This window comes from Virgibacillus litoralis (assembly GCF_017873675.1).
Classification (GTDB): Bacteria; Bacillota; Bacilli; order Bacillales; family Amphibacillaceae; genus Lentibacillus; species Lentibacillus litoralis.
On record NZ_JAGGKK010000009.1, the window covers coordinates 81,310 to 95,808 of the forward strand.

14 protein-coding genes are annotated in these 14,499 nt (G+C 37.2%); all 14 read right to left on the minus strand.

The window, feature by feature from the left end; all coding sequences use genetic code 11:
- Positions 1–97: 97 nt before the first annotated feature.
- On the minus strand, positions 98–1,171 hold the full coding sequence (gene rlmN, locus J2Z82_RS09445; RefSeq protein ID WP_209480553.1) for a dual-specificity RNA methyltransferase RlmN: 1,074 nt from the start codon (positions 1,169–1,171) through the stop codon (positions 98–100).
- Positions 1,172–1,256: 85 nt separating this feature from the next.
- Complete coding sequence (locus J2Z82_RS09450) at positions 1,257–2,234, minus strand: metallophosphoesterase (RefSeq protein WP_209480554.1); 978 nt, start codon at positions 2,232–2,234, stop codon at positions 1,257–1,259.
- A gap of 22 nt (positions 2,235–2,256) precedes the next feature.
- The gene (locus J2Z82_RS09455) at positions 2,257–4,053 is read right to left on the minus strand and encodes an ABC transporter ATP-binding protein (RefSeq protein WP_209480555.1); all 1,797 of its coding nucleotides are present in this window, start codon (positions 4,051–4,053) and stop codon (positions 2,257–2,259) included.
- Between the two features lie 12 nt (positions 4,054–4,065).
- Positions 4,066–5,253, minus strand: coding sequence for a nucleotidyltransferase domain-containing protein (locus J2Z82_RS09460; RefSeq protein WP_209480556.1), 1,188 nt, complete (start codon positions 5,251–5,253; stop codon positions 4,066–4,068).
- A gap of 19 nt (positions 5,254–5,272) precedes the next feature.
- Positions 5,273–5,713 (minus strand): lasso peptide biosynthesis B2 protein, encoded by a 441-nt coding sequence (locus J2Z82_RS09465; protein ID WP_209480557.1) that lies wholly within the window; start codon positions 5,711–5,713, stop codon positions 5,273–5,275.
- Between the two features lie 20 nt (positions 5,714–5,733).
- Positions 5,734–6,024 (minus strand): lasso peptide biosynthesis PqqD family chaperone, encoded by a 291-nt coding sequence (locus J2Z82_RS09470; RefSeq protein WP_209480558.1) that lies wholly within the window; start codon positions 6,022–6,024, stop codon positions 5,734–5,736.
- Positions 6,021–6,956, minus strand: coding sequence for an HPr kinase/phosphorylase (locus tag J2Z82_RS09475; RefSeq protein ID WP_209480616.1), 936 nt, complete (start codon positions 6,954–6,956; stop codon positions 6,021–6,023). Before J2Z82_RS09475 ends, J2Z82_RS09470 begins: the two co-directional genes overlap by 4 nt.
- Positions 6,957–7,032: 76 nt before the next feature.
- Positions 7,033–7,191: a paeninodin family lasso peptide gene (locus J2Z82_RS19605; protein ID WP_209480559.1), complete on the minus strand. Its 159-nt coding sequence runs from the start codon at positions 7,189–7,191 to the stop codon at positions 7,033–7,035.
- Positions 7,188–9,146, minus strand: a complete 1,959-nt coding sequence (locus J2Z82_RS09485; protein ID WP_209480560.1) for an asparagine synthase-related protein — start codon at positions 9,144–9,146, stop codon at positions 7,188–7,190. The genes J2Z82_RS19605 and J2Z82_RS09485 overlap by 4 nt, the downstream gene beginning before the upstream one ends.
- Before the next feature lie 201 nt (positions 9,147–9,347).
- Positions 9,348–9,479 carry a paeninodin family lasso peptide gene (locus J2Z82_RS09490; protein WP_209480561.1) on the minus strand — a complete coding sequence of 44 codons (132 nt, stop codon included), beginning with the start codon at positions 9,477–9,479 and terminating at the stop codon, positions 9,348–9,350.
- A 14-nt stretch (positions 9,480–9,493) separates the two neighbouring features.
- Positions 9,494–11,422: a lasso peptide isopeptide bond-forming cyclase gene (locus J2Z82_RS09495; protein WP_209480562.1), complete on the minus strand. Its 1,929-nt coding sequence runs from the start codon at positions 11,420–11,422 to the stop codon at positions 9,494–9,496.
- Between the two features lie 144 nt (positions 11,423–11,566).
- Positions 11,567–12,646: an acyltransferase family protein gene (locus J2Z82_RS09500; RefSeq protein ID WP_209480563.1), complete on the minus strand. Its 1,080-nt coding sequence runs from the start codon at positions 12,644–12,646 to the stop codon at positions 11,567–11,569.
- A 38-nt stretch (positions 12,647–12,684) separates the two neighbouring features.
- Positions 12,685–13,401: a metallophosphoesterase family protein gene (locus J2Z82_RS09505; protein ID WP_209480564.1), complete on the minus strand. Its 717-nt coding sequence runs from the start codon at positions 13,399–13,401 to the stop codon at positions 12,685–12,687.
- Between the two features lie 25 nt (positions 13,402–13,426).
- Entirely contained in the window at positions 13,427–14,485 is a 1,059-nt protein-coding gene (locus tag J2Z82_RS09510) for an acyltransferase family protein (protein ID WP_209480565.1), read from the minus strand.
- Positions 14,486–14,499 lie beyond the last annotated feature (14 nt).

Here is a 14,499-nt window from a genome sequence, read left to right on the forward strand (position 1 = left end):
AAAAACCAATCGTCGGATAATGACGATTGGTTTTTTATGCTTATACTGATAATCTATTCGACGTGATTTGACAAAAACCGGGGAGTGACAGGCACCACTATACCGTTTTTTTCTCTTTGTTTTTCTTGATTTGTTTGCTTCGGAGCTGTCCGCAGGCTGCATCAATGTCTGCTCCGTTTTCCCAGCGAACACCACAATTAATGCCATTTTGTTTTAATGTTTCATAAAACGCCTGAATTGTTTCTGAATCACTTCGCTGATATTGATTATCATCAACTGAATTGTATGGAATTAAATTCACATATGTCAGATGCTTCTTATCCCCAAGCAGTTTAGCAAGCTGTCTTGCTTCTGTCTTATGGTCATTTACATCCTTCAGCATGATATACTCATACGTTATGCGGCGATTTACTTTTTCCAAGTAATAATCAACAGAGTCCATGAGCTTCTCAATCGGAAATGCCTTGTTTATTTTCATAATTCGTGTTCTGAGTTCATTATTTGGTGCATGTAATGAGATGGCAAGGTTAACCTGTGTGCCAGCATCAGCCCACTCATATATTTTGTTTGCAATACCACTTGTTGATACGGTGATATGTCTTGCGCCAATGCATAGACCTTTATCATTGTTCACGACATTAATGAAATCCATAAGATTTGTAAAGTTATCAAATGGCTCTCCAATCCCCATAACAACGATATGACTAACGCGCTCACCTTCATCTTTTTCATCAAGATGCTTTTGTACATTCATGATTTGTTCAACAATTTCGCCGCTGGAGAGATCGCGACTCTTCTTCAATAGACCACTCGCACAAAATGTACAGCCAATGTTACAGCCTACCTGTGTCGTTACACAAACAGATAAACCATAATTGAAACGCATTAACACCGTTTCAATAATATTACCATCTGACAGCTTGAATAAATATTTAATCGTACCATCAGCTGATTCTTGCTTGATTTCCTCTGACAACGTGTGAAGAACGAAATTCTCTTCCAGAAGTGCAATCGTATCCTTGTTCACATTTTTCATCTCAGAGAACGCTGTGACGCGTTTTTTATAAAGCCAGTTCCACACCTGGTCGGCACGGAATCGCAGTTGACCATTATCCATTAACCAGTCTGTTAATTGTTCATATGTTAGTCCATAAATGGATGTTTTACTCATTTTGTACCCTCATTTCAAACATTGCAATTCTTATATTGTACTATATTACTACATCAATCGCAACGTCGCAACACAAACCTTATAATCACCGCTTCAGCGTTAAAAGATTGATTTCCGGTGGGTTAAACAATCGAAACTTTAAAAAAGATAATGCATCACTGCTTCCTAAGCCTGCGCTAACATATTGTTTCGTTTGTTTATACTCCCACAGTCCCTTCACACGATCATTTGACGGAAAAAAGCTGCTTTTACTCCATGGCTCCGGGACGAAAAATGCTCCAACAAATGGAAGTCGAATTTGTCCGCCGTGATAATGACCTGCCATTATCAGATCATAGTCCCTCCAAATTGTTTTATTGCTATTTTGGATAAAATCAATTCGCTTGTCTGCCACTGGATAGTGGTTTAGTGCGATTACCACATCCGCTTCGTTTACATCATCAAGGATTTCCATGTCCTGCCATAGCTGTTTTTGATATGTAATATAGTTCTCATTTGAATTATATGGTGGTGTGACGATTCCCTCACTTGTTCCCACATATTCAGGACTGCTTATTATCGACAACTCGAAGTTAACAAAATGAATATTAGCCCCTTCCAGTTTAACCGTTTCAACAGACTCTAATAATTCAACGCCTCTTTGTTCTGTACCTTTAACGAACTCACTTTTTTCAATACCCGGGGTAAATTGATAACTATAGGGGTCATCGTTCCCTGGCACGTACCAGGCATTTTCTTTATCTGTTATCCCATCAAGTATCGAATAAAAGGACTTGAAATCCGTGCTTTTTGTATTGTCGAGAATGTCTCCTGTAAAAACAATCGCATCATAGTCAATATCATTAATGGCACCGATCAAGCGCTTCTGATTGTTACCGAATTCTTTTTCCTGCAGGTCAGAAATCTGAAGAATCCGGAAGCCTTCAAGCTCTTCCGGCATATCATCAATTGCGATATCCTCCTCTGTAACGGTAATTCGATTGTTATCCCAAACTATATAACCAATTAAAATGAAAATACCTAGTAAAGCTCCTAGTAAGATTCTTCCTCCAATCTTCTTCAATGATAACCCGCCCCAATGCTCATTATTGTGTTACTTCTGTCTGATTTCGCAATAAATAGCTGAATGTGCTTCTTTTTTCTTTAGCTAGTTCCGTAAATCCACCCTTTTGAATAACTTCTCCCTCGTTCAGTACAACAACCTGATCTGCATTCCGAATGGTCGACAAACGATGCGCGATAACGATAATCGTCATCTTACCTTTAAGCCTATCCAGCGCTTCCTGGATTTTCGCTTCATTTTCTGTATCAAGTGCACTTGTCGCCTCGTCCAGCACAAGAATGGACGGATTACGCAGAATTGCACGCGCTAATACAAGACGTTGCCGTTCACCGCCTGATAGTTTTATCCCCCGATCTCCAATCAGTGTATCGATACCGTCCGGAAGTCCGTTGACGAATTCAGCAGCTGAGGAGAATTCCAATGCTTCCCACATTTGCTGTTCGTTCGCGTCTGGTTCTACTAACAACAAATTTTCCCTTATACTCGTATTAAAAAGAAATGGATCCTGTGGCACATAACTGATCGACCGCCTTAATGATAGAAGATTTTCACTCGTTAAGGGGGTTCCATCAATTAATACCTGCCCTTTTTCGGCCTGGTTAAGTCCCATCAGTATATCGATTAATGTGCTTTTCCCTGCACCAGAACGTCCGACAAACGCGGTCATCTGATTGGAAGGGATGCTTAAGCTGATATTCTGCAACGCATAGTGGGGTTCATTTTGGTTATATCGGAAATAAACACCATCACATTGCAAGCCTTCTCTAATAGCAAGTGGCCGTACATCCTGATTCCCACTCATCGCAAATTCTCTAGCTGTCTCACATTCTTTCTGGAGTGCATTAACAGCTTTAAAGGATGGGATCGTTGTTGCAATTTGTTCCATAGAAGACTGGATCCCTGCAACTCTGGGCCAAAGCCTTGAAAAGATGACGATAACTAACATTAGTTGCGCTGCCTGTGCGCTAAACATGGTTACCGCAATATAAATAAATGCAGCAATTAGAACAGCAGATGCAATCTTATAATATAATTGCGAGGTTGATTTCAGTCTCGTATAATCTACTTGCTGGTTTTGCATCTTTTCCGTGACCGAACCAAACCAGTCTAACCTGGAATCCTCCAATGTATTACTTTTGATATCTTTGATGCCATTAACTTGATCAGTGATACCTGAAAGATAACTTCTGCCCAGTTCAAAGTTCATTTTCCCTAAAGCAAGCGATCGTTTAAGAAACTTCCGGTTAAAAAAGATAAGTACTAATCCACAAAGTAAAACAAATACCGTAATATTCGGTGATAGCCAGAATGCAAGCCCAATCTGGATTAACGTGAAAACAAGTGACGCAGCAAATTGTAAAAATGAGTATGTACCCGCACTGGCACGGGCTATTTCGGCTGTTAATATATTAATTAGATCTGATTTTCGTTGTTTAATGAAAAAATCCCAGTTCGCATGAAGTAACGACCGATAAGTCTCCATCCGCATATGTCTTAAAAACCCTTGCTGTATAACTGTATTTTTTACAGTTAACTGTCTGTTCATAACATTTTGCCCAACAACAACAAGCACAAATATCGCTAAAATTAACGGCAAACCAAATGAACTTGGAATATCCTGCAGAAAACTAAACATACTTAACAGTGGCGATCCCCCAGCATCCATATCGACTATCCCACTCATACTAATTAAGGGAATCAATAAAATTATTCCAATCCCTTCAAGCAACCCGATACCTATCATTGCAAAGAGATTAATATACAGGATTTTACCTGAATACGCATGAATTTGTTTTAAAAAGTAAACTACATGTTTCAATTGAAAGTCCCCCTAGGGTAAAGCATGCTTTCTTGTTTTTCTCCAAGCCCATAAAAATGGCCGCAATGGAAAATAGAGAAAATGGACTGCCTTTGGTAATGGTAAAGTGCTCTGATCTTCTGGATATGGATAAAGAAAGCTCATTATAAAAATTAATCTTTGCTGTGTGCTCATTAACGAAAACAGATAATGTTTATGATAGTTAGCAACGGCTTCAGGAACAGGCTCCGTATGTAAGTTAACCTGTTGTTTATAATAAAATAGTGCCTTTTGCGCTAGTTCCTTTGGGCAGGTATGGTTGGTTAATGCTTTCATCCCTCTAGTAAGCTTTGTATCTAGCAGCTGTTCCACTAGAATTAACGCTTGCCCCCCAGTTTGATATAGTTGGTATTTTTTTAATAAACGTTTGGTTAGCTGCCAATCCATGTGCTGATGAAGTAATTCACGAATATCAACTAGCCACCGCATACGGGACCAGCCATGGCGTGCCCCATGAGACACAAGGAATAAAAACATGTCTTCTTTGCCAAGAACATTTACTGGGAAGCTTGTAAGTTTACTAATGCACTTTCGCTGCCACATTTCTTTAAAACTCGGTTCCTTTCCGGGTCCGGGATTCAGCCTCCAATGCACTTCAAGTTTAATCTTCTTTTGCGGGTGAAAATAGGTAACATGATGATGCCGCCACTTCCAGTCATTCAGCACCGTTTTAATATAGTTATCCTTTTGATACCCTTGTTCTGCTAGAAGTGTGTCTGCCTTTTCAAGTTGATTGATCGGAATTAGCATATCCAAGTCACTTGAAGTACGAAGCGAAATGTCTCCGTATAGCTCATATGCAAGAACAGGTCCTTTTAAGAAAATCAACGGAATTTCATCGTGAGCAAATGTCCTCCCTACCCGCTCCATTTCCCCGCTTAAATAAAGCATCTGAAACGTGTTTCGTTGATATTGCTTATAGAGGAATTCTTTCACATATTGAGGAATTATATCGTCATCCATCAGTTTTAATTTGGGACTTAACACTGGATAGACACGGTGGTGCATCGTTAAATCAACGAACTGTTCCCAATCGATATTTGTTATCAATTCAGGATTTTGTATTACAAGCTGAGCAGGTGAGTCACTCTTTAGCAATTTAAAAATAAGCTTTAATTCTTTAGGTATATCTGTTAGGTCAAGCTTGAACTTATCAACCATTGGTAATTATCCTCCCTGCTCAAACACTTTTGGCAAACTTACTGATTACAGTAAAGCGTTCCATTCCTTCCGAGCCCGTAATATAAAAAGGGCCACTTCGCAGCCAAGCATGTGCGATTAATTGTCCAGTATTATCCTTAGCAGTCCCCAGATAAAGCGTGCTTTCAATTTTCCTTCTTTCCAGCATTTTCATTGCAGCAATGGCTTTGACAAGACATTGACTTTCCCATAACGTGTAACGGCTAGTGATCTGAATAGTTTGGGATATATGTGCCAGAAGTGCTTTATTTTCTGTCTGTAGCGTAAACGGTGTCTCCACCATAATATCTCCCAGTGAAGGTGCAACTTTTGGAAATGGAAGAGCTTTGAGAATACGGGCCCATCCTAAATAAAAATACGATTCAAATAAGAGCAGCTTCGACTGTCTATTTAATTTGATAAAAACAATTAACTTTTTCATAAGGGTCGTTCCTTTCTTAATTAGCCTGCATTCACTATGCCTTCCTCTAATAAAAGGGTTAAAAAGGATAGGACCTGCTCTTCACATTCACTATGTTCGACATCATACTGCTCGGTTAAAGAAGCAATCAGATTCTGGACGGTGATTGGCTCCTTTAGTAGCTCCCATATCTCGCCGCCCATTTCGCCCAAATTATAATACTTGCCATTATGAATGCTCAGCATCACTTTTTCCCCATCCATATCGCTGACAATGTTCCCTTCTTTTTGGCTAACCAGATGTTGGACAGAAAGACTTTGGTTTTTAATCATACAATTTCCTCCTTCCTGTTAACTCTAGTTAAAATGAAATCAGCTAGTTTATCGGCTGTAAACTGATTTATTGGCCTAATTAACCGATGAAAATCTATTTTATTGACCATGTTTGCAGAAGCACTAAAGTGCCAATCCATTATCCCTGAACGTGAAATAATAAAGTTTCGATATGTATGGTGGAATAATGTATGGAACCGTTCCAGTTTCTGAATTGGATTAACTTCAATCTCATTAACATTTGATCTGATTAGTTCAAAAATACCGACTAAAGGAACTGGTTTGTCAGCAAATTGTTCAAGAACTGGAACTGCGAATTTAGTCTCTCTATCTATTATTGGCCGAAGATGTTCTGAATCAATCCCAAACTGATCCAGACTCTCCTGCCACAATTTCTGCTGCGGATATGCCGGGGTAACAATCGGGACATTCTTTTCAGAAAAAGTCACTGGAATTACGTCATCACTTAAAAGCTGATAACCCCGCTTTAATAATGCTGAAGCAAGTGTTGATTTTCCAGCACCAGAATCACCAACAATTGCATATGCCTTTCCATCAATCACTAGTGCGCTGCCGTGTAATGGGAGAACCATTCTTTGCATGAGTAATGCCCCCATACAGGTGCCGAGAATATAAAGACGTACTTGATCTTCCTCTGAACCCTCGATGGGGGAAACGAAAATCTCCCGTCCATTTTTAACTAAATAAACAGCGGTATCCGGCACATGAAACATAGTGAAGTCTTTCTCCACCACAAAATATCTACCAGCCTCGGAAAGTTCAGACCACAACCCTGCTAAATCAGCTTTATGAACCTTCACACTAGCTAAATGTTCTTCCATGTCTATTTGCGGCAATTCCGGTAAAAAAAATTCACTGAAAATGCTTAGACCAAAAGCTTTGTATGTGAATTTTTTTAACGTGTTAATCATCATGTGAGTTCCCCCATTTTTATGGTGGCCCTTATACTTATTAAAGTATAAGGGCCGACTTTCTTAAGTAGTGCGGTTAGCTACCCAAGCAACTTGAGTTGGACATGCCTTCGTGCGTTTCGCCTCTTGGATGCTCTCCCACATCAAAACAATCGGCATTTTCGTTTCCTGGTCCATTCAGGGTCATGCTAACGTCGAGCACTTCAAGCACTGGTTGTTTCCATACTTTCTTCACGTCATCACCTCCTTCTTACCAAAACGTTTAATAAAGCGGGAAAAGATCAAACTCCGTGTCAACAATTTGAAATCTGCACCAAACAATAATTCGTGTTTTGGCTCATTACCTATTTTTGATAATGCTTCCTTAATCATCTTCCCGTTAATAAACTCGTTAACTTCACTGTCTTTAGAAAGCGCATGTAATTCATTAATTAAACTATTCCAATCGGATTTCATTCGGTGTACGATATCTGCTCCTTGTATGCCACGTTTTCTCTGATTCAGCCTTACCTCATCTGGCAGGAAATCCTTCATAGACCTCCGAATGATCGATCTGTCCATACCACCTGTTACATACTGCTCATTTGGTAGCGCCAAGCAAAACCGAATGACGTTTAGATCATTGGTTGGGTCACGATTCCATATTCCATATCGTAAAGACAACTTTGTTTCAGCCACCCCACTTTTATTCCAAGTAAATAGCTGCTTATAATACTTATTTCTGTATTTCGTTAGATTAGTAGGGTTGCTGTTCAAACTGAATCCATTAGCTTCAAGCTTTTCAAAAACATTCGTCTTTTCTGCGAATGATGGATTTATAAATACAGGGAAATTATCATTATGTTGTTTCTTCTTTGTCACTAATGACCGCATTGCTCTTTTAGCTACAAATGGAATTACAACTGACTTTCCAGTATTATAATTAGTACAGTATGCATCTAATTCGTTATAAAGGCTGACCCACCTTAACTTCTTAAACATATCTGTATAAAAATCGTACGTTAATTTCATGGACCCCCATGAAATTGAGTGATTACCTCTTGCCCCGTTTAGCATCACTTTTATCCCATCTTTCTGGGCATGTTCATTTATTCCTTTTAACCAAAAAGCATTTTCAAAAAACTTATAAGGCATTTCCATAATTTCGAGAAAATTATCGACTTCTGATAATGGGCTTATACCATCGAAACTTAAATAGTTATCCGATATATTACCTATATGATTTACAGTTTCCTTTATATAAGGACTTTCATTAGCTACATAGTAATTGGGAGTCCAATCTTCAAAAGAATCTTCGGGAATATAACTAAAAGTATGTAATCGCTTGTTTTCTTTTTTAAGCTCCGGTGCTGCAAAACTGACCACTGAGCCAGAATCTAATCCGCCACTTAAATGTGAACCAACCTCTCCATGTGTACGAACCCTTGCCTTTACAGCCTTTTGAAAAACATCCCGAAATGCTTCCTCATATTCTTCGTTGGACGTAAGCTTAAGTGTTTCATTCACTTCAATCGTGAAATATCTTGAAAATGAAACCTTACCATTCTTAACCGTTATGCTATGTGAAGGTGGAATTTGTTGGATAGATTTATAAACTGTCGAAAACATATCAACCGCTTCAACCATCGTTGGGATTGCTATAAATTCAGCAAGCCACTCTTCATTCAGTTCTTTGTCAACATACGGTAAAGTAAATAATGGCTCCATCGTCGTAGAAAACGCAAACTTGTTTTCGTTACGGTAGAAGTAAAGGGTCCTTGCACCTGAAAAATCTCTGGCCCCAAATAACTTATTCTCTTTTTCATCCCATATCATGAATGCAAAATCACCGAGCAACTTCTTCGGCATTTCTTCTCCCCATTTGTAATACGCCAATAGAATTAATTGGCTATCAGGCATTAACTTTCTTTGTTCTTGATCAACCTGTAGCATATTAAACAATTCATCCCGATTATCGATAATCGGATCAGCTGTAATTGCTAGCTGTCTTTCATAATCGTAATATGGCAGGAGCTCACCTATTGACTCTGGTGTTATCCACTGGGCATGGCACCCTAGGAAAATATTATCGTTTTTCCATGTATTAATATCGTCGGAGGGGTATTGTAAGAAGGATTTCATTAAGTTATTCGTATGGTCAAATGGTATAGGATCTCTATTAGCATGGAAAATTCCGGTTATTGCACTCATTTGGTCCTCCTTTGTTCTTTAAATAGAACGAATGAGTCAAAAAAATTCCTCAGGACTTAGAAATGACTCTCTTTATGTATTCTTTATTAAGAACATTAATTAATTTATACCACCTTTTTCACCTCATGTCAATGGTAAAAAAAGTTGTAAGCACTTATAACCTTTTTAACAATATAAGTGCTTATCAACATTCAATCTTTGCTAACTAAGAGTTATGTCTTCAAATGGAGTACCCGCGTCAAAAGCAGCATCAGTATATTCCCCATCTACCCCAAGCATAGTCTGATTCACATCCAATACCTCGAGTACAGGTCTTTGCCAATCCTTTTTCAAATCACCACCCCCTTTCAGGTGAATTTATTTATAAACCTAGATACAATTAAACATCTCATTAGAGTTTTATAACTTGGATCAGTCGCATTTTCGGTTTTCATTTCACCTTCAATACTTGAAAGTGCACTCTTAATGACGCTCCCGTCAATATATTTTAAAATTCTACCATCACTGCTAATCTGTTTTATCTCTTCAATAGCGACGCTTGAATTTGGAACCATTCTATGAACCCAATCTGCTCCTTGAATACCACGATACCGCTGGTTTAGTCTCACTTTATCAGGGATTAGATTCTTTGTAGAATTTCGTATAAGAGCGCGATCAAGCCCATTCTGAACATATTGACTCTCAGGAAGGGATAAACAAAACCTGATAACACGTATATCATTAGTCGGGTCACGTTTCCACAGCGAATAACGTAGCGACAGTTTGGTGGACAATGTATTCGTTGCGTTCCAATAGAATTCATTTTCAAAATGTCTTTTTCGTTGAACGTATATATTTGATGCGCTGCCTCTACCTATACCTTTCTCTTCAAGGCCTCTAAAAACATCTGTTTCCTCTGCAAATTCCGGACTGATTAATAGAGGAAGTTTATAAGAAGTTTTTGAAAAAAATTGATTGATAAATGGAAATCCGATTTTTGCGATTCGTGGTAATCTTCTAAGCCTCGCACCACCAACATTATCACTATAGTGGTTTAGTTCCTGAAACAGGGTAACCCACTTTACTTTTTTTAATAGCAAAGCGTAATAATCTAATGGGGATCCCCATGAAACAGAAAAATTCCCTCTATCACCATTAAGTAATACACCTATTCCCTCTTCATGAGCTTTTTCCGCCATCCCCTTTAACCAAAAAGAGTTTTCAAAAAACTTATATGGCATTTCCATCATATTTAAAAAGCTGTCAATCTCTGAATACGAATCTCTACCGGGTAAATTTATGTAGTGGTCTTTTATTCCACCTACATGTTCAACCGTTGAACGAATAAACGGTCTCTCATCAGGCAGTAATTGTTTAGGAGTAAAATCCATAAAATCATCTGGAGGGAAATAACTAAAACTGTTTAGACTTTGACCTCGCTCTTGCAATGTTTTTGAAGCAAAGCCAGCAACTGCCCCCGAATCTAAACCACCGCTCAGCTGTACACCCACTTTTCGATTTGTACGTAAACGAGAAGTAACTGCTTCTTGAAATATTTCTTGAAAAGCCTCAACATATTCTTCAGTTGAACTCAATTTTAATTGCTTATTAGGAAACAACTTACAATATCTTCTAAGCTTAACTTTATCCTTATAAACAGAAATTGTATGAGATGGCGGTATCTGCATAATACTCTTATAAGGAGTTATCGAGGCATCTGCAGTATCAAACATTCCAGATATAGCTAAATATTCAGCAAGCCATTGTTCATTCAATTTCTTTTCTATGTATGGTAAAGATAATATGGAATCTATTGTTGTACAAAAAACAAATCGCTGCTGAGAAATGCTATAGTAAAGCGTTCTCGTTCCTGAAAAGTCTCTAGCGCCAAATAGTTTTTGCTCTTTCTCATCCCAAATCATAAAAGCAAAATCACCAATTAAATGCTTAGGAGTATCCTCTCCCCATTTATAGTAGGCAAGTAAAATTAACTTGCTATCTGGCATGATTTTTCCTTCTTCTTTATCGATTTGCAATTTCTGAAACAATTCTTGTCGATTGTCAATAATAGCATCTGCTGTTATTGATAATTGCCGCTCATAGTCATAGTAAGGTAGCTGCTCCCCAACTGATTCAGGTGTTATCCACTGGGCGTGACAGCCTAAAAAGATATTCTCTTTTTGCCATATTTGAACATCATTCGCAGGAAATTTTTGCAATGACTTCATCATGCTAAGACTATGCTCTCGTGACACAGGTTCTTCGTTTATATTATAGATTCCAGCGATTGCACTCATAACGTCCTCCAGCACATTTGTTCTTAATCGAGTACATACAAGTCATTTTTAATCCTCAAATGTCCAAAATAGTTATAGTATTGTTCCTTATAAAGAACATTACTATAACTATTTATTAAATGCAACAGCGAAAATTGGCTTTTTTTAAGAAACTTTACGCCTTCTATAGTTGTGATTAAGAGGGAGCTTCATAAATTGCTTATCAATAACCCTAGCAAGCGGATTATTAATGCTATTGATTACAAATGAGGTAACAAGACAAAGGAGCACAAGCCAACTAAATATCAAAATAGGATAGTAGGGTGCAAAAATCGCCACTTTAAAAAATGATATATAAAAGAACATGTGTGTTAACCAAATATTTAATGAATGACGTCCAAAGAAGGCAAATCCTTTTTGTACAGATTCTTTCTTATCCATTAGGCAAAAAATACAAATAAACAAAATAGCCGTAAATGGAGCAACAAACATCGTCTCAAAAATTCCATGAAAAATAACCAGAATGATTACACCCAAAACACACAACGTATTTTTAAATTTAATATCATTAAAGGTGTTGTTGAGCTTAGAATAAATTTGTTCCTTAGCAAAAATAATACCTATTATGAAGGCGAGTTGTGATGTACCCAGTAAAACGGTAGCGTTATTAAGCATGGTCAATATCGTGCTATCAAATTCGATTACAAACTTTATTCTTTGTATATAAGTGATTAAGTAGATAAATCCTGAAACCATAAGAACTATAATAGTGTTATTTCGCTTTACCAATTTAATTAATGGCGCTGCCATTATTACTAATAAGACATACGTCTGTAAGTACCACCATGCCCCATTATATGAATTAGACAGCAAAGAAAAGTTAAGCAAAAATTGGCTAATCCCTCCAGGAAATGCTTCCATTTTGCCAATAAGAAATCCAATACCCATAAACAAAAATAGTATAATCCAGAAATTGATTAATAATTTCAATATCCGCTTTATGTTTTTGTTCAAAACATTCCCTTTCGCCAGGCTAATAGAAAGGCCATACCCACTGACAAATAAGTAAATTGGGACACAAGCATCTCCAAATAGACCAATATAATAAATAAGCGGTATATCGTTTATCATTGGGTAAGTTTCGTATAGTCCATTAATATCTTTTCTTGCAAATAAATGAAGGGATAGCATAAACAAAATAGCTACCCCTTGAAGCATCTTCATATCTCTTTTTGAAAATTCCACGGCATTCAATCCTTCTGCATAATTTAATTATATATACCTTAAATTCTAGCTTTTGCTAAAATATTCTCCATCAGATTTTTATTCGGGTAATCTGATTCTCTAAACTGGCCAATTACATCATGTTCGTTATACTTAACTCTAACAATAGACACTTGATAGCTATCTTCTTCAACATTCACTACAACATATGAAGCCATGTTTAGTCCGTCAAACGGCAAGCCAACACTCCCAGTATTCACAATACATTTCCCGTTTATATACCTTATATAGGCTTTATGGATATGACCGTATATATAAAGATTAGCAACTCGTTGCATTAATTTTTCCTCTACAGCTTTATCTTGGTCATGTGGTTGAACAACATCAAACAAACTTAACGGCGTCGCATGAAATGCATGAATTTTTAAGTTATTATATTCTAGATTTAACTCTGTTGGAAGCTGACTAAGGTAATCGATGCTATCCGAATTGAGTTTCGAATAAGTCCAGTCTCTTTCCTTATTCATTATTTCGAAAGCTTGTTCAGGTACCTCGCCGTTTTGAACACCACGAACTACCCATTCATCGGCATTTCCTTTGATGACTTCCGTATTCAATGATCTTACTAACTCCAGTGAGCGCTTTGGCTCTGGACCTCTATAGCATAGATCGCCAAGGACATAAATCTTATCAATATTCTTTCCCTGTATGTCATTTAGAACGGCATCCAAAGCAATCGCATTGCCATGGATATCTGAAATGAAAGCTAGTCTCACTGTTATCACCTCTTCTATATTTTCATTACACAGTATAACTTTTTAATTCAACCGATTTATTCTCAATTTTTTTATAGCTTTCTTTTCTTCCATTAAATAACAGGTTTGATACAGGGTGTTTCCGTAGCAATTCCCCTAGAATAATTGAAATCAAGACACCACCAATCGTATTAATAATCCAATTAAATTCAATTCCTCCAAACAGAAAACGATTTACGTAACTTAAGAAAATAAACGAAACACCGACATGGAATATCAATATTGACAATGATCTACTGCCAATAAAAGTAAGTGTATTCACAATAAGCCGGTATTTAGATACCATTCTTACTAGATTTAATATTAGAATACTACCAGTTATCCCTCCAACATAGAACATTAGAAGATTATTATAATCCCTTGTAGCTACGCTTACTATCTGGTTATAGTCAATAACTAAAGTGAAAATGAATATGAGTGCAATTCCTATTGTATATATACTTATAGGTTTCATATTTTCCAATACCTTATGCTCTTTAAACTTTAAACCTATAAATAGAAACAATTGTACAGTAAATGCTATATCTAATCCCCACGGTAAAAACACAAGTTTACTTATTAAATAACCAATTAAACCTAATATAAAATAAACGCCCACTTGCGCACTTAAACTGCACTTATACCTCGTTAATACTCTTTGTGTTAAACAAAATAATAATTGGGCGGAAAATAAACAGGTCAAATACCAAAGCGGGAAATTAATAAGTTGACCTACATTACCATTTAGCGAGCCTAACAGAGGTTCATACCAAATAATCTTTTCTTTAAAACCAATTTGGCTAGCAGTAACCCAATAAATATAAGAAAGCAGGCAGGCAGAAAAATACGGAACTATTAAATTTACCAGACGCCTTTTAACCAGGCCGGAAAAATTATATAAATATCTAGAGGGGCTAAACAAGTAACCATTAACCATGAAAAAAAGTGGTATACAGAATAAACTTAAAACCTTTCCTAAAGTTGAAGGCATGTCAGTATGAGCGGCTACAACTACTATAATTGATATTCCTCTGACCATATCAATTTGAGTTAACCTCTTCTTCATTGCATCTCTCCTCT

Coding starts and splice junctions, on each gene's coding strand:
- rlmN (WP_209480553.1), bottom strand. CDS start 1,171: ATGAGTAAAACATCCATTTATGGACTAACATATGAACAATTAACAGAC.
- J2Z82_RS09460 (WP_209480556.1), bottom strand. CDS start 5,253: ATGGTTGATAAGTTCAAGCTTGACCTAACAGATATACCTAAAGAATTA.
- J2Z82_RS09465 (WP_209480557.1), bottom strand. CDS start 5,713: ATGAAAAAGTTAATTGTTTTTATCAAATTAAATAGACAGTCGAAGCTG.
- J2Z82_RS09470 (WP_209480558.1), bottom strand. CDS start 6,024: ATGATTAAAAACCAAAGTCTTTCTGTCCAACATCTGGTTAGCCAAAAA.
- J2Z82_RS09475 (WP_209480616.1), bottom strand. CDS start 6,956: ATGATTAACACGTTAAAAAAATTCACATACAAAGCTTTTGGTCTAAGC.
- J2Z82_RS09485 (WP_209480560.1), bottom strand. CDS start 9,146: ATGAGTGCAATAACCGGAATTTTCCATGCTAATAGAGATCCTATACCA.
- J2Z82_RS09495 (WP_209480562.1), bottom strand. CDS start 11,422: ATGAGTGCAATCGCTGGAATCTATAATATAAACGAAGAACCTGTGTCA.
- J2Z82_RS09510 (WP_209480565.1), bottom strand. CDS start 14,485: ATGAAGAAGAGGTTAACTCAAATTGATATGGTCAGAGGAATATCAATT.